The organism is Nocardia cerradoensis NBRC 101014 (assembly GCF_000308535.1).
Lineage (GTDB): Bacteria > Actinomycetota > Actinomycetes > Mycobacteriales > Mycobacteriaceae > Nocardia > Nocardia cerradoensis.
The window spans coordinates 1-21,097 of the sequence record NZ_BAFW01000185.1 but is presented as its reverse complement, the minus strand read 5'-3'; the positions used below and the strand labels follow the sequence as shown (position 1 = coordinate 21,097).

General features: G+C 68.4%; 22 protein-coding genes. 13 read left to right on the top strand and 9 right to left on the bottom strand.

Features of this window, described 5'->3' with window-relative positions; all coding sequences use genetic code 11:
- Positions 1-303 precede the first annotated feature (303 nt).
- From serB to ON23_RS19765, 7 genes are all read left to right on the top strand, one after another.
- Entirely contained in the window at positions 304-1,560 is a 1,257-nt protein-coding gene (gene serB, locus ON23_RS19795) for a phosphoserine phosphatase SerB (protein ID WP_039779990.1), read from the top strand.
- The gene (locus ON23_RS19790; RefSeq protein ID WP_039779978.1) at positions 1,557-2,348 is read left to right on the top strand and encodes a peptidyl-tRNA hydrolase; all 792 of its coding nucleotides are present in this window, start codon (positions 1,557-1,559) and stop codon (positions 2,346-2,348) included. The genes serB and ON23_RS19790 overlap by 4 nt, the downstream gene beginning before the upstream one ends.
- A 127-nt stretch (positions 2,349-2,475) precedes the next feature.
- Positions 2,476-3,306 carry an ABC transporter ATP-binding protein gene (locus ON23_RS19785; RefSeq protein WP_039779977.1) on the top strand — a complete coding sequence of 277 codons (831 nt, stop codon included), beginning with the start codon at positions 2,476-2,478 and terminating at the stop codon, positions 3,304-3,306.
- Positions 3,307-3,386: 80 nt separating this feature from the next.
- Positions 3,387-4,220 (top strand): NUDIX hydrolase, encoded by an 834-nt coding sequence (locus tag ON23_RS19780; RefSeq protein ID WP_039779975.1) that lies wholly within the window; start codon positions 3,387-3,389, stop codon positions 4,218-4,220.
- A gap of 57 nt (positions 4,221-4,277) precedes the next feature.
- The gene (locus ON23_RS19775; RefSeq protein ID WP_039779974.1) at positions 4,278-5,042 is read left to right on the top strand and encodes an enoyl-CoA hydratase-related protein; all 765 of its coding nucleotides are present in this window, start codon (positions 4,278-4,280) and stop codon (positions 5,040-5,042) included.
- Between the two features lie 36 nt (positions 5,043-5,078).
- Positions 5,079-6,056 (top strand): class I SAM-dependent methyltransferase, encoded by a 978-nt coding sequence (locus ON23_RS19770; RefSeq protein ID WP_039779972.1) that lies wholly within the window; start codon positions 5,079-5,081, stop codon positions 6,054-6,056.
- A gap of 39 nt (positions 6,057-6,095) precedes the next feature.
- A complete protein-coding gene (locus tag ON23_RS19765; RefSeq protein WP_039779970.1) occupies positions 6,096-7,343 on the top strand; it encodes a class I SAM-dependent methyltransferase in 1,248 nt (415 codons plus the stop codon).
- A gap of 9 nt (positions 7,344-7,352) precedes the next feature.
- Here ON23_RS19765 and ON23_RS19760 read toward each other — a convergent pair whose 3' ends face one another.
- Positions 7,353-8,657, bottom strand: coding sequence for an outer membrane protein assembly factor BamB family protein (locus ON23_RS19760; RefSeq protein ID WP_245556020.1), 1,305 nt, complete (start codon positions 8,655-8,657; stop codon positions 7,353-7,355).
- Positions 8,658-8,992: 335 nt separating this feature from the next.
- Between ON23_RS19760 and ON23_RS19755 the strand changes: the two genes are divergently transcribed.
- Complete coding sequence (locus ON23_RS19755; protein ID WP_039779969.1) at positions 8,993-9,736, top strand: acyltransferase; 744 nt, start codon at positions 8,993-8,995, stop codon at positions 9,734-9,736.
- A gap of 35 nt (positions 9,737-9,771) precedes the next feature.
- Here the strand turns inward: ON23_RS19755 and ON23_RS19750 are convergent, their stop codons facing one another.
- Positions 9,772-10,761, bottom strand: a complete 990-nt coding sequence (locus ON23_RS19750) for an RNA polymerase subunit sigma-70 (RefSeq protein WP_039779988.1) — start codon at positions 10,759-10,761, stop codon at positions 9,772-9,774.
- Positions 10,762-10,911: 150 nt separating this feature from the next.
- Between ON23_RS19750 and ON23_RS19745 the strand changes: the two genes are divergently transcribed.
- Positions 10,912-11,547 carry a dihydrofolate reductase family protein gene (locus ON23_RS19745; RefSeq protein ID WP_051042906.1) on the top strand — a complete coding sequence of 212 codons (636 nt, stop codon included), beginning with the start codon at positions 10,912-10,914 and terminating at the stop codon, positions 11,545-11,547.
- A 10-nt stretch (positions 11,548-11,557) separates the two neighbouring features.
- On the top strand, positions 11,558-12,097 hold the full coding sequence (locus ON23_RS19740) for a DUF1697 domain-containing protein (protein ID WP_039779986.1): 540 nt from the start codon (positions 11,558-11,560) through the stop codon (positions 12,095-12,097).
- 243 nt (positions 12,098-12,340) lie between these two features.
- Here ON23_RS19740 and ON23_RS19735 read toward each other — a convergent pair whose 3' ends face one another.
- The gene (locus tag ON23_RS19735; RefSeq protein WP_051042899.1) at positions 12,341-13,006 is read right to left on the bottom strand and encodes a TetR/AcrR family transcriptional regulator; all 666 of its coding nucleotides are present in this window, start codon (positions 13,004-13,006) and stop codon (positions 12,341-12,343) included.
- Between the two features lie 95 nt (positions 13,007-13,101).
- Here ON23_RS19735 and ON23_RS19730 point away from each other — a divergent pair, with 95 nt between their 5' ends.
- On the top strand, positions 13,102-13,806 hold the full coding sequence (locus tag ON23_RS19730) for an SDR family NAD(P)-dependent oxidoreductase (RefSeq protein ID WP_051042897.1): 705 nt from the start codon (positions 13,102-13,104) through the stop codon (positions 13,804-13,806).
- 71 nt (positions 13,807-13,877) lie between these two features.
- On the opposite strand, the gene ON23_RS19725 is transcribed toward ON23_RS19730, so the two are convergent.
- Complete coding sequence (locus ON23_RS19725; protein ID WP_039779968.1) at positions 13,878-15,170, bottom strand: NAD(P)/FAD-dependent oxidoreductase; 1,293 nt, start codon at positions 15,168-15,170, stop codon at positions 13,878-13,880.
- Between the two features lie 111 nt (positions 15,171-15,281).
- On the opposite strand from ON23_RS19725, the gene ON23_RS19720 reads away from it, so the two are divergent.
- A complete protein-coding gene (locus tag ON23_RS19720) occupies positions 15,282-16,139 on the top strand; it encodes a LysR family transcriptional regulator (RefSeq protein ID WP_039779983.1) in 858 nt (285 codons plus the stop codon).
- Positions 16,140-16,192: 53 nt separating this feature from the next.
- Here ON23_RS19720 and ON23_RS19715 read toward each other — a convergent pair whose 3' ends face one another.
- The 5 genes from ON23_RS19715 to ON23_RS19695 all read right to left on the bottom strand — a co-directional run bounded on the left by ON23_RS19715 (position 16,193) and on the right by ON23_RS19695 (position 20,401).
- A complete protein-coding gene (locus ON23_RS19715; RefSeq protein WP_083871019.1) occupies positions 16,193-16,840 on the bottom strand; it encodes a GTP-binding protein in 648 nt (215 codons plus the stop codon).
- Positions 16,815-17,165, bottom strand: a complete 351-nt coding sequence (locus ON23_RS19710) for a DUF742 domain-containing protein (RefSeq protein ID WP_039779967.1) — start codon at positions 17,163-17,165, stop codon at positions 16,815-16,817. Before ON23_RS19710 ends, ON23_RS19715 begins: the two co-directional genes overlap by 26 nt.
- Positions 17,162-17,590 carry a roadblock/LC7 domain-containing protein gene (locus tag ON23_RS19705; protein WP_051024835.1) on the bottom strand — a complete coding sequence of 143 codons (429 nt, stop codon included), beginning with the start codon at positions 17,588-17,590 and terminating at the stop codon, positions 17,162-17,164. Before ON23_RS19705 ends, ON23_RS19710 begins: the two co-directional genes overlap by 4 nt.
- Positions 17,590-19,071, bottom strand: a complete 1,482-nt coding sequence (locus ON23_RS19700; protein ID WP_262985057.1) for an ATP-binding protein — start codon at positions 19,069-19,071, stop codon at positions 17,590-17,592. The genes ON23_RS19705 and ON23_RS19700 overlap by 1 nt, the downstream gene beginning before the upstream one ends.
- 304 nt (positions 19,072-19,375) lie before the next feature.
- Positions 19,376-20,401, bottom strand: coding sequence for an aminoglycoside phosphotransferase family protein (locus tag ON23_RS19695; RefSeq protein ID WP_063821304.1), 1,026 nt, complete (start codon positions 20,399-20,401; stop codon positions 19,376-19,378).
- 113 nt (positions 20,402-20,514) lie between these two features.
- On the opposite strand from ON23_RS19695, the gene ON23_RS19690 reads away from it, so the two are divergent.
- Positions 20,515-20,922 carry a DUF1707 domain-containing protein gene (locus ON23_RS19690; protein WP_051042896.1) on the top strand — a complete coding sequence of 136 codons (408 nt, stop codon included), beginning with the start codon at positions 20,515-20,517 and terminating at the stop codon, positions 20,920-20,922.
- The last annotated feature ends 175 nt before the right edge of the window (positions 20,923-21,097 follow it).

Sequence of the window (21,097 nt, the reverse complement as noted above, 5' to 3'; positions counted from 1 at the left end):
TGGAGCGCATGCGGGCCGAGGCGCACGTGGGCTGGGGCTCGAAGTCCCACCACGTGGCCGAGCTCGAGAAGGTGTCGAGCTAGTACCCCGCATCGAGTAGCGAAGTCCCGGCGCGGCGGCCGTCCAGTGCGACGGCCGCCGCGTTCGGCGTTTCGGGGGCGCCGCGCCGGGCCAGGGGTGCGGCGGTGCCTTCGGTGACCGGTGCGCGCCGGTGGCCGCACCCGACCTGAGAGAATATTCGCTGGCCGTCGGCGGACCGCGATCGCCGGCGCGAGGAGCTGTGACGAAGAGATGGAGTTGCGCGTGGGCACGTCCGAGTCCGATCGTGGCACCGCCACCGAGACGACGGTGCTGATCACGGTCACCGGACCCGATAAACCGGGCGTGACCTCGGTGCTGCTGGCCGCGCTGTCCCGGCACGGCGTGAGCCTGCTGGATGTGGAGCAGGTCGTGATCCGGGGCCGGTTGACCCTCGGAGTGCTGGTGACGAGTCCCGGCGATCCGGAGGATCTGCAGGATCAGCTCGAGGACGCGATGGCGACGGTCGGCATGCAGGTCGATGTCGAGATCGGCGCCAACTCGGTCTCCGGGGCGCCGCTGTCCACCCACGCGGTGGTGGTACTCGGCAGCCCGGTGACCGCTCGCGCGTTCAGCACGATCGCCCGCACGCTCGCCGCGCAGGAGGTCAACATCGACTCCATCCGCGGCATCGCCGACTACCCGGTGACCGGCCTGGAATTGATGGTGACAGCACCGGCGACCGAGGACGCCCTGGCCGAAACCCGCCTGCGCACGGCGCTGGCCGAGGTGGCCGCGAAGGAGAAGGTCGACGTCGCCGTCGAGCGCGCGGGCCTGGCCCGGCGGGCCAAGCGGCTCATCGTCTTCGACGTCGACTCCACCCTGATCCAGGGCGAGGTGATCGAGATGCTGGCCGCGCACGCCGGTGTCGAGGAGGAGGTCCGCAAGGTCACCGAGGCCGCGATGCGCGGGGAGATCGACTTCGCCGAATCCCTGCGCCAGCGCGTCGCCACCCTCACCGGACTGGACGAGACGGTGATCGATCAGGTCGCCGAGCGGATCGAACTGACCCCCGGCGCGCGCACCACCATTCGTACCCTGCGCCGGCTCGGATTCCGTTGCGGCGTCGTCTCGGGCGGCTTCCGGCAGGTCATCGAACCGCTCGCGCACGAGCTGGAATTGGATTTCGTGCACGCCAACACCCTCGAGGTGGTCGACGGCAAGCTCACCGGCCAGGTCATCGGCGAAATCGTCGACCGGCCCGGAAAGGCGGTGGCGCTGCGGCGTTTCGCGGCCGAGGCCGGTGTGCCGATGGAACAGACCGTCGCGGTCGGCGACGGCGCCAACGATATCGACATGCTCAACGCGGCCGGTCTGGGTATCGCCTTCCAGGCCAAGCCCGCACTGCGGGAGGTCGCCGACACGGCGCTGTCGCATCCGTTCCTGGACGCGGTGTTGTTCATCCTCGGTGTCACCCGCGACGAGGTCGAGGCCGCGGATGCGCGCGACGGATTGTTGCGCCGGGTGCCGCTGAGCCGATGACCGAACCCGAGCTCGACGCGCCCGGCCCCGGCGCCGCACCGCCGCTCGTACTGGATGCGGGTTTCCGCGCCCGGCATGCGGAGCTGGCGCTCGGCTACGGTGGCGGCGGCGATCCGGACGATCCCGCGCAGGTGCAGGCGATGCAGATGGTCCTGCACCTTCCGAAAGCCGAACCGCCGCCGCGCAGTGCGGTACTGGAGGCGGCCGCGGCGTCGGCCGTCGCGCTGTGCCTCGATCCACGCGTCGGCCCGGGCGGGGAGTGGGAGCCGCGCTATCTCGCGTGGAAGCGATCGCGGATCCGGAAGGTGGCGCGGCGGGCCCGGGGCGCCCAGTGGATCTCGGCCGGCGACGTCGACGGCGTCACGATCGAGGTGGACGGTGCTCAGGCTCGCGCCCTCGTACCGGGGCCGGTCGGCGACATCGACCCGCGCATCCGCAAACTGCAGATCGGCGGCACCGACCTCGAACACGACGAACCCGGCCCACCGGACGCGGAACTGCCTGTGCTGTGGGTGAATTCGGCTCTGGGCATGACCGTCGGCAAGGCGGCGGCGCAGGTCGGTCACGCGAGCATGTTGCTGGCCGGTGCGCTCTCGGTGGAACAGGCCTTCGCCTGGGCCCAGCGTGGATTCCGTTGCGCGGTCCGTGACGCGGCGCCGGAGCACTGGGCCCGGCTGTGCGCCCGGGTGCACCGCGATGCCGGGCCGGAGACGATCGCCGCGGTCCGGGATGCGGGATTCACCGAAGTGGCGCCGGGCTCGATGACGGTGATCGCGGTGGCACCGTAGGGTGCTCAAACGTGCGGAATCTCACTGCGGCAATGGCCGATTCGGATCGTGAGGGAACGGGAGGCCGACTATGACGGATAGCGTGCACACCGACCACGTTGGCAACGGATCGAGCGCGTCGGCAAAGATGGAGCTCGTGCCGCAACCGGATCCCGATCTGCTCATCGATTTCAACGAGGTGACCGTCCGGCGGTCGGGCCACACGCTGGTGGGTCCCGTCACCTGGCAGGTGGAGCTCGACGAACGCTGGGTCGTGCTCGGCCCCAACGGCGCCGGAAAGACGTCGCTGCTGCGGATGGCCGCCGCCGAGCTGTATCCGACCTCGGGGTCGGCCACGCTGCTGGGCGAGGTGCTCGGCAAGACCGACATCAGCGAACTGCGCCCGCGCATCGGTCTGTCGTCGGCGGCGGTGGCCAGCCGGATCCCGGTGGACGAGAAGGTGTCCGATCTGGTGGTGTCGGCGGGATACGCCGTGATGGGCCGCTGGCGCGAACGCTACGACGAGGTCGACACCGATCGCGCCGTCGACATCCTGGAAAGCCTGGGCGCCGAACATCTTTCCGACCGCGCCTACGGAACCCTGTCCGAGGGCGAGCGCAAGCGCGTGCTCATCGCCCGCGCCCTGATGACCGATCCCGAACTGTTGTTGCTCGACGAACCGGCCGCCGGGCTGGATCTGGGCGGCCGCGAGGAACTGGTCGAGCAACTGGGTGATCTGGCCGCCGACCCGGACGCTCCGGCGACCGTGCTGGTCACCCATCACGTCGAGGAGATTCCGCCCGGCTTCACCCACGCGCTGCTGCTCAACGAGGGCGATGTGGTCGCGCAGGGCCTGCTCTCGGATGTGCTGACCGCGGAGAACCTCAGCGAGGCCTTCCGCCAGTCCATCGCCCTCGATCGCATCGACGGACGGTATTTCGCGCGGCGCTCGCAACGCTTCGGCCGCCACCGCGCCTGAGCAGGTTCCCGCCGTGCGCACAGGGGTCGCATTCGGACACCTGCTGCCGATCGGAACCGAGGGCGCGTTATGGTGCGATTGTGAGTGAATCTGTTGCGGAAACCCCGGCCGAGCCACCGGCGCCGAAGGACGCTTCGACCGTAGTGCTCGTGCGTGACGGCGCATCCGGTCCGGAGGTCTTCCTGCAACGACGGGTCAAGGCGATGGCCTTCGCGGCCGGCATGACGGTCTTTCCCGGCGGTGGTGTCGACCCCTCCGACGCCGATGCGGAAATCGGCTGGGCCGGGCCGGACCCGACCTGGTGGGGGCGGCGTTTCGGGGTCGATCGCGCTCGCGCGCAGGCGCTGGTGTGTGCCGCGGTCCGGGAGACCTTCGAGGAATGCGGTGTGCTGCTGGCGGGCCCGACCGCCGACACCGTCGTCTCCGACACCGTCGCCTACCGCAGTGCCCGGGAGAAGCTCGAGCGCCGCGAACTGTCGTTCGGCGATTTCCTGGCGAACGAGAATCTGGTCCTGCGCGCGGATCTGTTGCGCCCGTGGGACAACTGGATAACCCCGGTGGTGGAACCGCGCCGCTACGACACCTACTTCTTCGTCGCGGTCCTGCCCGCGGGGCAGCGCGCCGACGGCGCCACCACCGAGGCGCACGACGTCGCGTGGCGGACCCCGGCGCAGGCGCTGGATCGCTGGCGGGCCGGCGAGGACGTGCTGCTGCCGCCGACCTGGACCCAGCTGAGCTCGATCGCCGAATTCGCCTCCACGGCAGAGATTCTCGCGGCCGACCGCGCGATCAGCCCGATCATGCCGATCTTCGAGCCGGTCGACGGCCAGCCGATGCTGCAGTTTCCGAACAACACCCGCTATTTCGCCGATATGCCGGACGCGTCCCGGCTGCAGGGGTCGAAGCGGGACTGAACCGCGCGAACATCCCGACGTCCGGTGCGTCCGGCCGCGCACAGTAGGCTCGCCGCCGTGGCCGAATTCGTGACCGTGGACCGTGTCGAGGCGGGAATCGCCGTACTGCGTTTCGCCCGGCCGCCGCTGAATCTCGTCGATCTGCAGCTGGCGCTGGAACTCGCCGCGGCCGCCGACGCCCTCGCGGCGGACGACGAGGTGCGGGCCGTGATCGTCTACGGCGACGAGCGAATTTTCAGCGCGGGCGACGACGTCGCCGAACTCGCGCGCTGGACGCCCGGGCAGGCCGGTGCCGTCGCCGCGGATCTGCAGCAGGCGCTGGGCTGCCTGGCCCGGATTCCGCAGCCGACGATCGCCGCCATCACCGGATACGCGGTCGGCGCGGGACTGGAGCTCGCGCTGGGCGCCGACCGCCGGTTGATCGGTGACAACGTGAAGCTGGGCTTGCCGCAGATCCGGGTGGGCCTGATCCCGGTGGCCGGCATCCGCCGGCTGGGGCTGCTCGTGGGCCCGGGCCCGGCCAAGGATCTGGTGTACACCGGCCGCTACGTCGATGCCGAGGAGGCGGCGGCGATCGGGCTGGTCGACGAGGTGGTCGCCCCCGACGACGTCTTCGGCGCGGCGCTGCGATGGGCGCGGCAGTTCACCACCGGTCCGGCCCGCGCGCTGGCCGCCGCGAAACGGGTCTTCGAGGCCGGTCCGCACGGCCTGGACCGCGCCCGAACCGAATGGGCGGAGCTGTTCGACACCGAAGACCGCAGCGTAGGAACACGTTCTTATTCGGCGTCCGGTCCGGGCGCCGCGGAATTCCTGGGCCGCTGACCCACTCCGCGTGATCACTCGATACGCTGTGCGACCATGACCGCACGTCTTGACGACCCCGCGCCGAACCCGCACGCCACCGAGGCCGAGGTCCAGGCCGCGCTCACCGACAACAAGCTCGCGCAGGTCCTCTACCACGACTGGGAGGCGGAGACCTACGACGACAAATGGTCCATCTCCTACGACGAGCGGTGCATCGAGTACGCGCGCGGCCGCTTCGACGCCGTCGCCCCGAATGCGCCGCTGCCGTACGAGCGGGCCCTCGAACTCGGTTGCGGCACCGGCTTCTTCCTGTTGAATCTGATGCAGGCCGGGGTGGCGAAAACCGGTTCGGTGACCGACCTGTCGCCGGGCATGGTCAAGGTCGCCACCCGCAACGCGCAGAACCTGGGGCTGGATGTCGACGGCCGCGTCGCCGACGCCGAGACCATCCCCTACGAGGACAACACCTTCGACCTGGTCGTGGGACACGCTGTGCTGCATCACATTCCGGACGTGGAGCAGGCGCTGCGGGAATGCCTGCGGGTGCTGAAGCCGGGCGGCCGCTTCGTCTTCGCCGGTGAGCCGACCACCATCGGCAACTTCTACGCCCGCAAACTGGGCCAGATCACCTGGAAGGTCACCACCGAGGTGACCAAGCTGCCGTTCCTGTCCGACTGGCGGCGACCGCAGGCCGAACTGGACGAGTCGTCGCGGGCCGCGGCCCTGGAGGCCGTCGTCGACCTGCACACCTTCGATCCCTCCGAACTCGAGCAGATCGCCCGCAGCGCCGGCGCGGTGCAGGTGCACGCCGAGACCGAGGAATTCGCGGCCGCGCTGTGGGGCTGGCCGGTGCGCACCTTCGAGGCCGCGGTGCCGGAGGAGAAGCTGACCTGGCGCTACCGGATGGCCCAGTACAAGGCGTGGCTCGGTCTGAGCAAGCTCGACGAGAAGGTGCTGCGCCATGTGGTGCCGCGCCAGTTCTTCTACAACGCCATGATCACCGGCGTGAAGCCGGGTGCCGCCGGGAAGTAGTGGGCGGCAGGCTGTTTCGCACCCGCCGGGACCGCTCTGATGGGGTATTCGTTCACCTCGCGAGACGTCGACTATCTGGACAGTGCGCCCGGCCGGGACGCGCTGTCCGCGGTCGGAGAACGCGCGCTGACGCCCGCGACGATGCTGCGGGATCTGGACACTCTGCGGCGCGACTACGGCGACCGTACGGCCGCACTGGTGGAGACCGTCCAACTGCGCCGGCGCGCGGCGGCCAAACTCGACGACGCGGCCCGGTGGCTGTTCACCGACGACGCCCTGCAACAGGCGACGCCGAGTCGCGTGGCGCGGCATCGGGCCCGGCGGCTGGCGGGGCGTGCCGTGCACGACGTCACCTGCTCGGTCGGCGCGGAACTGGCCGCGTTGCGGCGGGAATGCCCGGCGGTGCTCGGCAGCGATCTGGACCGGGTGCGGCTGGCGATGGCCGCGCACAATCTGGCCGACGCGCCGAATGTCGTTCTGCTGCAGGCCGATGCGCTGCGGCCGTGTAGTACCGGCACCGTGGTGATCGCCGATCCGGCGCGGCGTGCGGGAGGCCGGCGCACCCACGATCCGGATCGGCTGCAACCACCGTTACCGCAGCTGCTGGCCGTCCATCGTGACCGCGATCTGGTCGTGAAATGCGCTCCCGGACTGGATTTCGACCGTTTCGCGCTGCGGCGGCCGGATGCGCAACCCCTGCCCGCGCGAGCGGACCGGACGGCTGCCGACGGCTACGCGGGTCTCTCCTGGGACGGTGAGGTCGAGGTGGTCTCTCTCGACGGCGCCGTGCGCGAAGCCTGCCTGTGGTCGCGCGGACTCACCGAATCCGGGGTGACCAGGCGGGCGACGGTGTTGCACAGCGACGGCTCGTCGTGGTCGCTGACCGACGCCGAGCCCGACGACCTTCCCGAGCGGGAGCCCGGAACCTGGCTCGTCGACCCGGACGGCGCGGTGGTCCGGGCCGGTCTGGTCCGCCATTACGCCGCGAGATACGGCCTCTGGCAACTGGATCCGCGCATCGCCTACCTCACCGGCGACACCGTGCCGCCGGGGGTGCGCGGGTTCCGCATTCTGGATCGGCTGGAATTCCGGGAGAAGGCGCTGCGCGCCGAACTGCACCGCCGCGACTGCGGTCCGCTCGAGATCCTGATCCGCGGCGTCGACGTCGACCCCGATGCGCTGCGCCGCCGGATCAAACCCCGGGGCAGCACCCCGCACACCGTGGTGATCACCCGGATCGGCCGTACCGCAACGGCATTCGTCTGCGAAACCCCGCCCGCCCGGTGAGCGGGGAGGTCAGCGATCCGGTGTGAAGGCGAACAGTTCGCCGATCCGGGTGCCGACCACGACCTGGCCGTCGGGCCCGATCGCGGTGGACACCGTCGTACCCTGCGCACCCGGCAGCGGGGCGGAGGCGATCGTCTTGCCCGACTTCGTGTCGAAGGTCAGCAGATGCAGCGCCTCACCCATCGGCACCACCACGTAGCCGGTGTCGCCGGCGGTCTGCACCGGGCGGCCGCGCAGCGTGAGATCCTTGCGCTCCCAGGCGATCTCGACGCGGTCGCCGTTGTCGCGCAACGCCATCAGGTGACCGTCGTCGCCGGCCGGAATCAGCAGGCCGTCGAGCAGCGAGATGCCACCGCGCGGAGTGAAGCCCAGCGGCTGCGTCCACTTCGTGTGGCCGTCGGCGGTGTCGACGGCGAGCAGCCGTCCGCTGTTGTCACCCACGTACAGCGTCTTCCCGTCCGCCGACAGTGCCGGGCTCGTCGCGCTGCCGTCGGTGAGAATGTCGACGCTCCAGTCCTGGGTGACCTTCTTGTCGGCGTAGTGCAGCGCCACCAGGGACGCGGTGGGGGCGCCGGTACGCCACGCCGTCAGATAGAAACGGCCCGAATTCGGGTCGAGCGCAGACACATTCGCCACCGCGCATTGCGGTCCGCCGACGGCGCAGTCGTCGATGCCCTGCCCGTCCGGCGGGCGGGTGACATTCGGGTGGGCGAGGAAGTCGGGGTCGCCCAGCACCTGATAGGTCGACACCTCGCGGTCGCCGGTCTGGCGGTCCAGGACGTCGACCTGACCGGACTGCGACACCGAGAGCACGGTGCCGTCGTGGGTGAACTGCACCGAGACCGGAACGCCGGCGACGGGAGTGCGCCACCGCGGTTGCCCCAGCGGGTTGAACGAGAACACCGCGCCGTCGTCACCCACGTACACATTGCTCGCCCCGTCGACTGCCGAGGCCGCCGCGACGGCATCCGGTCCCAGGGCGTTGCAGAAGCGCTTGCGTCCGGTGGGCATCTGGAACGAGAAGATCATGCCGGTGGTCCCCGGCTTGCCGACACAGTCGGTGGTGGCGCGGGAGGTGACGAACAGCTGGCCGTCCGGGCCGATCGTGGTCGCGTTCGCCAGCGGGCCGCCGATCGGCCGCGACCAGCTCAGACTCAGATGGCGGGCGCCGGTGACCGAACTCGCGCCGCTGTTGCGGGCGTCGTGGAACGCCGACTGCCAGCCCTTGCCGGAACCGACCTTGATGTCGTCGACGGTGCTGCTGCCGCATCCGGTCAGCATCAGTAGGCCCAGGGTGCCCACCGCCGCGATCACGCGCCTCGGGGCGCCTCCCCGAATCACCGAGTGGCGCAAGATCGTCGGGTGGTGTCCGCCGCGGTCGTGCTCGCTGCGCTCGGGTCGCCGGCTGCCGCTTCGCACCTGCTGGACTCCCATCTGTTCGTAACGGGCCTGCACGAGACTAGAACATTCACCGCCGTGACAGCGTGCTGGGTGAGAATGCGACCGGCCCCCGGCCGCCGGGGAATGTCCGCGACCCTATTTCCCGGGGCGCAAGCGCGCGCCCGCGGTGCGAAAGTACGCTGGTACCTCGATCAGGTGACCACCGAGGTAACCGTCGCCCGAGGAAAGGGAGCTGGCCCGTGACGAGCATGTGGGGCGCACCGTTGCGTTCGCGTTGGCGGGGGTCGCGCCGCCGGGATCCGGAGCAGGCGCGCTTCCTGACCATGGCGTCGCTGCGCTGGGTGCTCGCCAATCGGGCGTACACGCCGTGGTACCTGGTGCGGTACTACCGGCTGTTCAAATTCCGGCTGGCGAATCCGCATATCGTGCTGCGCGGCATGGTCTTCCTGGGCCGCAATGTGGAGATCCACGCCACCCCGGAGCTCGGCCGCATGGAGATCGGCAAATGGGTGCACATCGGCGACGGCAACGCGCTGCGCTGCCACGAGGGTTCGCTGCGCATCGGCGACAAGGTGGTCTTCGGTAAGGACAACGTCGTCAACACCTATCTCGATATCGAGATCGGCGAGTCGACCCTGGTCGCCGACTGGTGCTACATCTGCGACTTCGACCATCGGATGGACGATGTGACCATGCCGATCAAGGATCAGGGCATCGTGAAGAGTCCGGTCCGCATCGGCCCCGACACCTGGATCGCGGCCAAGGTGACCGTGCTGCGCGAGACCCGGGTGGGCCGCGGCTGCGTGCTGGGCGCCCATGCCGTGGTGAAGGGCGAGATCCCCGACTTCAGCATCGCCGTCGGCGCGCCGGCCCGCGTGGTCAAGAACCGCAAGAAGGCCTGGGACGACGCCGCCGAGGAGCGGGCCCGGCACGCCGCCGCCCTGGCCGATATCGAACGCAAGAAGGCGGGAGTCGGCGCCGGATCGGACTGATCCGGCGAACCGGCGTTGCTGTCGTCCTCGCAGTCCTATCGACTCGGCAGCGTGCGGGGCAGTCCGAACCACGGCAAGACGGTGCTCTCGAATCGGGTCAGGGCGCTGATGCGCTCACCGGTGAGAGACAGTACGTAGAGTCCGGTCCCGTGACTGCTGCCGTCGGTGCCGCGCAGGTAGGCGCCGAACGCCGGTTGGCCGTTGGCCCGCGTCGGAACCAGGTCGAATCGCCGCCCGGCGGCGAAGATTTCGGCGCAGAAGCGGCCGGCGACCTCACGGCCCACGTATTCGAACGGGATCGGCGGCATCGAGACGAAGACGTCGTCGGTCAGCAGTCGCACGAGCGCCTCCACATCGGCCGATTCCCACGCATGCGCGAATCTCGCCACGATCGCCTCCTCGTCCGCCGACCCCGGGGCCGGTGATCGGCCGGTCGGGCGGCGGCGCTCGAGTGCCGCGCGGGCCCGCGCGAGGGCACTGTTGACCGAGTCGAGGGTGGTGTCGAGCATCCGGGCGGTCTCGGTCGCGCGGAATCCGAGGACATCGCGCAGGACGAGGACGGCGACCTGTCTCGGCGGTAGCAGTTGCAGGGCGGTCAGGAATGCCAGCGACACGGACTCGCGCAGCTCGTAGCGTGCCTCCGGGCCGACAGGCGCCTGCTCGAGCAGTGTGTCGGGGCAGGGCTGCAACCACACGACCTCGCCGAGCCGGGACGGCTCCGGCGGGTCCACGTTCGGCACGTCCCACTCCTTCGCCCGGCGCCGGCCCGCGGCGCGGCGCGCGTTCAGGCATCGGTTGGTGGCGATCCGATACAGCCAGGTGCGCAACGAGGAGCGCTCCTGAAATGCGCCGATGCCCTGCCACGCCGCCAAGAGTGTGTCCTGCAGCGCGTCCTCGGCATCTTGGAACGAGCCGAGCATCCGATAGCAGTGCACCTGTAGCTCCGCGCGGTACGGCCCGGTCAAGGCCCGGAACGCCGCACCGTCGCCGGCGCGGGCCTCGGCCATCAGATCGCCGGTCGTCACCGCGTCACCCTCGTCGTCTGTCATGACACACCTCCACCGAATATGGACACCGCGGCGGCGGTGAATGTGTCGGTCCGGACGCGACCATTTCCGCCGATGCGGCGGTGTCTGTCTCTGTGGCAGTTCGCCACCGACAAGAGGAGCACCGCCATGGGAAAGATTGTCGTCTTCGAGAATGTGTCGCTCGACGGAGTGACCCAGGATCCGACCGGTGAGGAGGGCTTCGGCACCGCGGATTGGCGTGCGGCGCTGTCGCCGGAAGACCGCGCGGAATGGGCCCGGCTGATTCACGACGATGTGCTGGATGCCCAGGCACTGCTGCTGGGCAGGCGCAGTTACGAATATTTCGCCGCCCGGTATCCGCGGCGCACGGGCGCGACCGCGGACCGGATGAACGGTATGCCGAAATACGTTGTGTCCGCGACGCTGTCGGATCCCGAGTGGAATAACACGACCGTGCTGCGGGGCGATCTCACCGCACAGGTGTCGACGTTGAGGCATCTGCTCGACGGTGAGATCCGGGTCTACGCGAGCACCGAACTCGTCCGTGCCCTCCTGGCGGGCGGCCTGGTGGACGAGCTGCGAATGGCCGTATTTCCGGTGCTGGTGGGTGCCGGCAGTCGCCTCTTCGAGTACGGGGACGAGGCGCTGCCGGTGACACCGCGGCCCCTGCGTCTCACCGGTATTCGGACGGTAGGCGCGGGGCTGGCCCATCTCACCTACGCCGTCGAGCGAGCCTCGTCCGCGGAGTCGAATCGAGGGCTGCCTGTCGGTGCCGGCGGGTAGCCTTCCGCTCATGAACCGGTATGCGGCCTGGTTGCGGGGGATCATGCCCAGCAACCCGAATATGCGCAACGAGAAGGTGCGGGCGGTCTTCGAGGGACTCGGCTACGAGGGTGTCGGGTCGGTGCTGGCGAGCGGGAACATCGTCTTCGGCAGCACCGAAACCGATATCGCCGCAATGGAATCGCGCATTCAGACGGCGTTGCAGGCGGAGCTGGGCATCGCCGGCGGCACCATCATCCGCAGCCGCGACGAAGTGCAGAAACTGGTCGATTCGGATCCCTTCCCCGGCCTCACGCACTGCCGTGGCACCTACCTCACCGTGACGTTCGTGAAGGATCGCGCGGGCGCCGCGCCACCCGAACTGCCCGGCGACCTGGAGTCGGCCGTGCGGATCGTGCGCTTCGACGAACCGGCGCGGGCCCTGCTGGCGGTCATCGACAACTCGGTCGCGGGGACTCCCAACCACATGGCCTGGATGGAGACCGTCTACGGCAAGGACATCACCACCCGCACCTGGCTCACCGTCCAAAAAGTGCTCGCCAAGCTGTAGTTTTTCCTTCCCGAGGTCTTGACTGGAGAAAAATCAGGAGGAAACTAGGTGATACACCGGAACACCGGAAATCACCACGTAGTCGGGCGAGACGTCGAACGACCGACGAGATGGTTTCCAGGATCTGGCCAGGCCCCCGGCAAGCCAGTCGAATATCCCGAACGATCAGCGACGACTGAAGTTCAGGTATCGATGGAGACTACCGGGGACTGCTGTGTCCGGGGGTCTTCGGTCGACAGTCCTTCAGCCGAGAGTCATTGCCGCGCGGACCTGTTGGGGATCGAGCGCGCTGCCCGGCAGGGGATGGGCGGCCTCGGCGCGTAAGCCGTCGAGCAGGACAGTCAGATGCCGGCGCCACGCCTCGGGTGCGACGTCGCGCACGCCGTCGGTCGCGCGCACCACCGACCACAGCAGGAGGCCGAGATCGGTTTCGGTGATGTCGCTACGCAACTGCCCGGCCTCCTGCGCTCGGGTCACCAGTTGCCGGAACAGGGTGTGGCCCTGATGTTTCGCCACCTCGATCGGACTGTCGGCGGGCAGCGCGTACACGCAGATATCGGTGAAGCCGCGATCGTTCGCCTGCCACTGCGCCAGCTTCGTCAGATGGTCGACCAGGCCCGTCCAGGGGTCGTCCGCCCGCAGTGCCTCCTCCGCGCTACGGCCCGACGCCACGACCAGGTCCAGTAGCGCGTCGTCGATCAGCGCTTCGCGGGTGGGGAAGTGGTTGTAGAGCGTGCCGATGCTGACTCCGGCGTCGCGCGCGATCTGATTCAGCGAGGCGTCGAGGCCTTCGGCCGTGAATCGTCGCCGGGCCGCCGCGGCGATCTTGTCCCGATTGTCCCGGGCATCACGACGCCGCGGACGCGCGCCGACGGTCGTATCCCCGGTCCTCGCCACCTTCTCGGCCATGAACTCACACTAACAACTTGAAAACCCACTCGACTTGACCGTAACTTGAGAGGGCGCTCAAATTGAGTGCGTTCTCAAGTTATGGAGGTTCAGACATGCCACATCTGGCAGTGTTCGGTGCGGGTCCCGCGCTCGGGTTGTCGGCGGCGCTGCGTTTCGGCCGCGCGGGCTATTCGGTGACGATGATCGCGCGCAACCCCGAAACGCTCGAACGGTTGCGGGCGCGGCTCGCGGCCGAGGAGATCGAGGTGGATGTGCTGCTCGCCGACCTCTCCGACGACGCCCGGGTGGACCGGGTACTCGCCGAATTGCAGGTGGCACACGGGCTTCCGGACGTGGTGGTCTACAGCCCGGGTGATGTGAGCCGGTTACCGGTGGATGCGTTGTCGCTGGACGCGGACATCTTGCGCAGCTGGCTGCCGATCAACCTGACCACGCCGGTGCGCATCATGCACGCGCTGCTGCCCGCGATGGCGGCCCGCGGCTCCGGCGCCGTTCTCATCGCTCAGGGTGGATCGGTGCGCGAACCACAAGCGGCGCTGGCCAGTTCGAGCGTGCCGCAGTCGGCCCTGCTCAACTACCTGCACTCGATCGACCAGCAGGTCCGCCCGAGCGGCGTGCGGGTGGGCGCACTGCTCATCACCCGCCTCATCGAAAACAGCGCCGCGCAACAGCTGTTCGATTCCGGCCGCTTCGCCACGGTGGAACCCGGCGACATTCAGCGCGTACATCCCGATGTCCTCGCCGAGGATCTGTTCGCCATGGCCACCACCGACGTGGAAGTCGAGCGAGCGGCCTGAGACTTCGGTGCCGCGCGTTCCGGCCCGCATCGTTGTCGCGGGCCGGAAGGTGGAACTTCGGGGGAATGACGCTAAGCCGCTTGCCGGTTCTCGGGAACGGCCGTCGCCCGCGGCTTGTCGCTCTCGTCGAAGCCCGGGCGGCCCGTGCCGATGAATGCCACCAGCCAGGACAGGACGGCGACGAAGCGGTTGCGGAAGCCCACCAGATAGAACAGGTGGACGGCGAGCCAGGTGGCCCAGGCGATGGTACCGGTGAACTTGACGCGGTCGTTGAGCTTGGTGACCGCGCTGAACCGGCTGATCACCGCCATCGAGCCCTTGTCCCAGTACACGAACGGGGTACCGGGCTGCTTCTTGCGGCGGATGATGTCGGCGACGTGGCGGCCTTCCTGCATGGCCGTCGGCGACTGTCCCGGATAGCCGTTCAACGAGGTCATATCGCCGATGGCGTAGATGTCGGCGTGCCCGCCCACCGTGCAGTCCGGGTTGATGAGAAGCCGTCCGGCACGGTCGGTTTCGCAGCCGGTGGCCTCGGCCAGCAGCGTGGCGAATCCGCCGGCCGCCACACCCGCCGACCACACCACGGTCTCGGCACCGATACCGCGCTCGACACCGTCCTTGGTCTTCACGGTGACCTTGCCGGCCTCGATATCGGTGACGAAGGTGTCCAGCAGCACCTCCACGCCGTTGCGGCTCAACGACTTACGCGCATACTCCGACAGGCTGCCACCGAACGGCGGCAACACCGCGCCCGCGCCCTCGACCAGGGTGACCGAGATCTCCTGGTGGTAGTGACGTTTCGCGAGCTCCTTGAGCTGGCCGGCGACCTCGACACCGGTCGGGCCCGCGCCGACGACCACGAAGCTCAGCAGCCGTTCACGGGTTTCCGGATCGGCCTTCGCCGCCTCGGCGAATACGCGCTCGATCTGCGCCCGCAGCAGTTTGGCGTCGTCGATGGTCTTGAGCGAGAACGTCTTCTCCGCGAAATCGTCGCGGCCGAAATACGATTGGGTGGCCCCGGTGGCCGCGATCAGCGAGCCGTAGCGAATCTTGCGCGGGCCCTGCTCGGTGTCGTAGGTGAGGACGGCGGCATCGGCGTCGATATCGACGACCTTGCCCAGTCGTACCTCCGAGCCCTTGTGCCGGCGCAGGATCTGCGCGATCGGCGGGGCGATATCGGTGGACGGGAGCACACCCGTCGCTACCTGATAGAGCAGTGGCTGGAACAGGTGTTCCGGCGTCGCCGAGATGAGTACGTAATTGATTCCCGATTTGCTGAGCTGCTTCGCGGCGGCGAGCCCGCCGAACCCCGAACCCACGATGACCACATCGGTGGTTTCGATTCCCGCATCCACGTGTTGCATGACAGCCTCCTTCTGTCATGAGTAAACGCGATTCATAGGCTGGATGTTTCGGGGGTCAGGGCGCATAATATTGATGACTCTTATCTAGATCATTCATGAATGGAGATCTTGATGGAACTGCGTCAGCTCACCTACTTCGTCGCGGTATGCGAGGAGTTGAGCTTCAGTCGCGCCGCTGTGCGCTGCTTCATATCGCAATCGGCTATCAGTCATCAAATCGCGCGGCTCGAACATGATCTTGGTGTTCAGCTCTTCGAACGCTCGACGCGCTCCGTCGTGCCGACTGAGGCAACTATTCGGCTACTTCCCCTTGCGAAACAAATGCTGAGCCTCGAATCCGCTATTCGCGCAGCTGTACGCGACTCCGGACCGCGCATTCGCTTGGCGGCGAACATGTCTTTCGCAACAAGATCGCTATCGGCGATAGCGGGAGCACGCGAAGCGCATCCGGGTGCCGAAATCGAGTTCGTCATCAAGCCTTTCCGGCAGCGCATCGCCGCGGTCGCAGACGGCGACTGTGATCTTGCTCTCATTAGAGGCAGTGTCGAACAGCCCGGTCTCACCGTCGAACAACTGTGGGTGGAGGACCTCGTCATCGCCGCCTCCACCGCCCACCCGCTGGCCGGCCGCGGTGATGTGACATTGACCGAGTTGGGGAAATATCCGTTGCTGCTGCCCCCGGAGACGGAACAGGTGCTTCTGCACAACGTCGTCCGGCACGCGTTCGCCGAACTGCCGACCCGGCCCAGCTACGGTCCGCCGATCCCCCCGGATCACACCGCGACGATGGAATTGATCAACCGGCCGGATGCTTGGACCATCCTGTACGCCGACAGTGCCACCGAAGGTATCGCCACCCTGAAACTCGCGGGCCGGCCGCTGCGCATTCCGGTATCGGCCGTGATCCGCAGCGATATCCGGCGCTCACCCATCCTGGTCACGCTGCTGGCCGCCCTGCACAGCTCCTGATATGAACAACGCCGCACCGGAGGCCGGTGCGGCGTTGCTCGGGTCGGAAACGTTCAGGATCGCGGTTCGAGCCGGTGGAACAGGAATTCCACCAGCGTGATCAGCGAGCGCAGGCAGGTGCCGCGGTCACGGGCGTCCAGCGCGGTGAGCGGGGTGCCCGGTTCCAGATCGAGCGCATCGCGGATCTCGCTGAGCGGGAAGCGATGCGCACCGTCGAATTCGTTGATGGCCACGGAATACGGCACGCCGCGTTCCTCGAGGATGGACAGCACCTCGTCGGCCTTGTCGATGCGGCGGGTGTCGACCAGCACCAGCGCGCCGAGTGCGCCGTTGGCCAGCTCCTCCCACAGCGGCAGGAACCGGCGCTGCCCCGGCGTACCGAACAGATACAGCGCCAGTTGCGGATTGAGCGTGATGCGCCCGAAATCCATGGCGACCGTGGTGGTCTGCTTGCCCGGGAGTCCGGCCATATCGTCGATACCGACGCTGGCCTCGGTAATGGTCTCTTCCGTGCGCAGCGGACGGATCTCCGAGACGCTGCTGACGAACGTGGTCTTACCGACGCCGAAATTGCCTGCTACCAACAGCTTCACCGACCGCGTGACCGTTTCCGGTACATAGTCGACCGTACGGTCGGTCACAGCGGCTGGTCGTTCGGACAGGGCAGTCGGGCGCTCAGACGGCGAGAGCGCGGAGCCCATTCAGTACCTCCTCGAGCAGGGCGACCTCCGGCACATGATCCGCCGGGGTCGGGTTGACCAGATGGCCGCTGTCGAGCAGGTCCGATACCACGATCTTCACTACCGAGGGCGGCAGGTCGAGATATGCGGCCACCTCGGCGAGCGACAGTGCAGCGTGCCGACTGCAGACGTTCAGAACCCGGCGCGCGTCCGGACTGGCACCGGGCGTCGGATCCTGTGCTGCCACAACGAGTGTCACCAGGTCGACCGAACGACTCGCACGGGTACGTCCGCCCGTGCGTACGTAGGCACGGACCAGGTCGGGATCGCGCCGGTGCTTGCTCATGCCCGATCGCTACCGGGCCTGTGGCGGGGCAGGCTGCCGAGTTCGCGGCCGACTCTGACGGCGAGTTCGTTCATCCGGTGCGCGACCATGCTGACGTCGACATCGGGCATGGTCGAGACGCCGATCAGAGCGCCCTCACCGGCTGCGGTGATGAAGATCATGCCCTCGTCGTACTCGGTCATGTTCTGCCGCACCGTATTCGCGGGGCCACAGAATTCGCTGAGGGCCTTGCCCAGGGATCTGAGGCCCGACGCCGCCGCGGCGAAGCGTTCCGCGTCGTCGAGGGAGATGGCGCCGACGTGGGCGATGCGCAGGCCGTCTTCGGACAGTAGTACGGCGAATCGGACGCCGGGAACGGTCAGATCCTCGAGCATCCACGACAGCTTGTTGTCGCCGTCGGTCACAGTGGTGCCGGGTGTGGCCATCAGGATGTCATCCCTTCGGAGTTGTCATGTGCGGCTGCACGTCCGCTGGTGGAACCGGTCTGCCAGGCTTCGGCGATATCGACGCGGGGCAGACCCGTATCGGTATGCGGCTGTCCGGTGTCGGTCCGGGGCCCGCGGGCGGAGGCGGGCAACGCCACGCTGCGCCGCCGCCGGCGCGGCAGCCCGCCCGGCGTGATCTCGTGCACCGTGGACGACTGACCGGTCGGTGTCGGGTCCGCGGCCGGCAGCGGTTCGGCCTCGGCGACCGGGGCGGCCGGCGCCGGGGCGAGGCTCACCGGGGCGGGGCTCACCGGCGCGGGGGCAACATTGCCGCTCGCGACCGCGGCGGGTGCCGCGGCGACCTCGATCGGTGTGGAAATCGGCGGCGCCGTGACGCTTTCGAGGTTGTCGGGCCGCGCGGCCAGCAGTCCCTCGGGTACGTAGACCATCGCGCGCATACCACCGTAGATATTGGGTCCGTCGATGTACACGGTGAAGCCGTAGCGGCGGGCCAGCGCGGCGATGCCCGGGAAACCCACCCGAGGGGTCGGTCCCAGCTGGTGGATGTCGACGGTGCGCTCGCCGGCGAGGACCTGGCGGGCCTCTTCCATCTGCTCGGGGTTCATCCGCACACCGGCGTCGTCGATGATCACCGTCAGGCCGTGGTGGCCTTCCTGGAAGGTGACGTCCACGAACGAGGTCGGCGGCGAGTACCGCAGCGCGTTGTCCAACAGCGTGGCCAGCGTGTGCACCAGCGGTTCGACCGCACGGCTGATGATCACGCGGTCGAGCTGCTGCGGCCGGATCCGGGTGAAGTCGCGGACGCGGCCGATCGCGCCGCCGACGATGTCGGTCAGCGACTGCTGCGGCCAGCGGCGGCCGGGCAGACCACCGCAGACGATCACGTACGACTGCGCCTGGCGGATCATCTGCTGGACGCTGTGGTCGATGCGGATCAGCGTCTCGTAGACGTCGTCACCGCGGTGCTGGCGCAGCGCGGCGCTCACCACCTGGCCGACGTCGGCGCCCAGGCTGACCACGGAGGTGCCGAACGCGCGCACCGCGGCGCTGGTCGCCTCGCGGGAGGCGTTCTCGACCTGTTCGCGGATGCTCGCCTCGGTGGCGGAGATCGCCTGCTGCTTTTCGTATTCCAGCTCGTGGCTGGTGCGTTCATGGGTTTCGGCGGCCACTCGGTGCAGGTCGTCGGCGTACCGCTCGGTCAGCCGCTGCAGCAGCTGGGCGAAGCGAGAACCGCCGCGGTCGATGGCGGGCAATTCGACCGTCGATTCGGCGCGGCGCACCGAGTCGGCCACCAAACCCATTGTGGTGCTCGTGAAATGTTCGAGCTCGTCCTCGTGGGCGCGCAATTCCGCCTCGGCACTGCGGGCGCGGGCGCGCTGCTGCGACGCGTAATACGCGGCATACAGAGCTCCCGCGATCGTCAGTATCAGAATTGCGGCGAGGATCCACGAAAGAGTCACGGCGGTAGCTTGATTCATCAGTTCCCTCGGTGCCGGATTTCCGGCCGCTTCGTCCTTCCCTACTCGACGGCCGCGAACGACGCGGCCGGGATAACACTCAGGTCGGACGGCGGGAACGCGGCAGGCAGGATGATACTGCACCTAACCTGAATGGGACCTCGAAGCGCTTACCGGACAGGCGAATTCACCATCGACCTACCGGTGGAGGATCCCGATCGGCCCCAGCACCCGACGACAGCAAAGATAGCAGCAATTCCGGGTGGCAGCGACCGATTCGTTATCTACGGCTGGGTAGGGAATATGTTCATCGCCGGTGTTTCGGACTCGGCGGGTTCGCCGGGACTCGATTCACCTCGAAAGACGCCGCGACGGCGTGCAGCGCGGTGGCGACGGCGAGGTGTAACCGCAGGTCTTCGGGCGCGTGATCATCGACGGCCCAGGATATTTCCTCCATTGCCCGCAGAAACGCCCACCCCCACGCTCGCCCGGGGTCGACGCCGGTGGCCGCGGCCGTGGCGGTGACCATTCGTTTCGCGTGCTCGGCGGTCGGCAAGCGCTGAATCCGAATCATGATCAGGAAGCCGATATCGAATGCGGCCTCGCCGAGATACGGTTTCGGGTCGATGAGCAGCCACGGCTCCCGTTCGGCGGCAACGATATTGCCCAGGTGGGTATCCCGATTGACGACGACCAGCGGTCCCTGTGGCCGGGACAGTTCGGCGCAGCGAGCCGTCGCGGCGTTCAGTAGGGTGGACGGAACGGCGTGGACCAGTTCGGGTTTCGGCTGTTCGAAGCGGACCGTCCAGTCGGCGATCACGGCGGAAACGGCGGGAATGTCCGGATAGCCGTCGGGAAGCGGGACCGGAGGGCGGCGCAGGCGCCGATACAAGCGGCAGGCCCGATCGACCTTGTCCGCATGTTCCGGCAGACCTTCCAGACCGGGGAATCCGGGCTGCGTCAGCAGTGGTGTACCCGGCCGCGCCCACTCGAGCAGCAGGGCGCCACTGCCGGGGTCGTAGTCGTACAGGCGGACCGCTCCGTCGCCGTCGTAGCAGTACAGCCCGGCCGCCTCGCCCACGTTCTCCTCGTCGACCACCGGAATCTTCAGCACCGCCACCGAATCATCGGCGCGGCGGACGGGAACGGCACAGGAGTGGGTGCCACCGGCGAACGCGGAGCCGAGCGGCGTCAGTTGCCAGAGCGCGCACAGGGTCTCGACGCGCTCGGGAAGTTCGGCGAGCCAGGTCCGGCCGCGCGCGCCGAAAACCGTGCTCACGGTCTCGACGACCTCGGGCGGGAGCGCGATCGGCGGTCCGGTCGGAGTCGGCACCGCCTCAGCCTGGCCGAGCGCGGCGGGGGAGCGCAAGCGGATTACCGCTTGCCCGTACGGGTTCCGGGTGATGTTCCCCGGCGCGTGGCGAGGGCCGCCTCTAGGCTTGGCCCGTGGGAAACGAGCACGTGCGGGCCTCGGACGCGGACCGGGAGACGATCGTCGAGCGATTGCGCTCGGCCATGAACGAGGGGCGGTTGAATCTCGCCGAATTCGACGACCGGGTCCAGCAGGTCTATGCCGCGCGCACCTACGGGGAGTTGTCGCCGATCCTGTCGGATCTGCCGGCGGTGCGAGAGCGGCCGGACGCCGCGCGGCCCGGGCGGGTGCCGCCCTGGGTGCTGATCATGTGGACGCCGTGGGTCTTCGTCAACATCCTGTGCGTCGTGATCTGGCTGGCCACCGGCGCCGGATACTTCTGGCCGTTCTGGGTCGAGGTGCCGTGGGGGCTGGCGCTGTGCATACCGACCGTCATCGGCATCACCGTCGGCAGGAACCGGGCGCCGCGCCCGCCGGACTGACCCCCGGGAACGCAGACGGCTCGCCGAACCGATACTGCGAGGTACCGATTCGGCGAGCCGTACTCCCTGCAGGGGTCTCGATCAGCCCTTGTGGGTCTTGACCGCCTCGGTCAGCTGCGGCGCGACGTTGAACAGGTCGCCCACGATGCCGTAGTCGCTGATCTCGAAGNTCGGC

Excerpts from the sequence above, each read along its gene's own strand:
- ON23_RS19765 (WP_039779970.1), top strand. The coding sequence starts at position 6,096 with ATGGGGTATTCGTTCACCTCGCGAGACGTCGACTATCTGGACAGTGCG.
- ON23_RS19745 (WP_051042906.1), top strand. The coding sequence starts at position 10,912 with ATGGGAAAGATTGTCGTCTTCGAGAATGTGTCGCTCGACGGAGTGACC.
- ON23_RS19785 (WP_039779977.1), top strand. The coding sequence starts at position 2,476 with ATGGAGCTCGTGCCGCAACCGGATCCCGATCTGCTCATCGATTTCAAC.
- ON23_RS19725 (WP_039779968.1), bottom strand. The coding sequence starts at position 15,170 with ATGCAACACGTGGATGCGGGAATCGAAACCACCGATGTGGTCATCGTG.
- ON23_RS19790 (WP_039779978.1), top strand. The coding sequence starts at position 1,557 with ATGACCGAACCCGAGCTCGACGCGCCCGGCCCCGGCGCCGCACCGCCG.
- ON23_RS19705 (WP_051024835.1), bottom strand. The coding sequence starts at position 17,590 with ATGGCCACACCCGGCACCACTGTGACCGACGGCGACAACAAGCTGTCG.
- ON23_RS19720 (WP_039779983.1), top strand. The coding sequence starts at position 15,282 with ATGGAACTGCGTCAGCTCACCTACTTCGTCGCGGTATGCGAGGAGTTG.
- ON23_RS19755 (WP_039779969.1), top strand. The coding sequence starts at position 8,993 with ATGTGGGGCGCACCGTTGCGTTCGCGTTGGCGGGGGTCGCGCCGCCGG.
- ON23_RS19715 (WP_083871019.1), bottom strand. The coding sequence starts at position 16,840 with ATGGGCTCCGCGCTCTCGCCGTCTGAGCGCCCGACTGCCCTGTCCGAA.
- ON23_RS19735 (WP_051042899.1), bottom strand. The coding sequence starts at position 13,006 with ATGGCCGAGAAGGTGGCGAGGACCGGGGATACGACCGTCGGCGCGCGT.
- ON23_RS19730 (WP_051042897.1), top strand. The coding sequence starts at position 13,102 with ATGCCACATCTGGCAGTGTTCGGTGCGGGTCCCGCGCTCGGGTTGTCG.
- ON23_RS19770 (WP_039779972.1), top strand. The coding sequence starts at position 5,079 with ATGACCGCACGTCTTGACGACCCCGCGCCGAACCCGCACGCCACCGAG.
- ON23_RS19710 (WP_039779967.1), bottom strand. The coding sequence starts at position 17,165 with ATGAGCAAGCACCGGCGCGATCCCGACCTGGTCCGTGCCTACGTACGC.
- ON23_RS19740 (WP_039779986.1), top strand. The coding sequence starts at position 11,558 with ATGAACCGGTATGCGGCCTGGTTGCGGGGGATCATGCCCAGCAACCCG.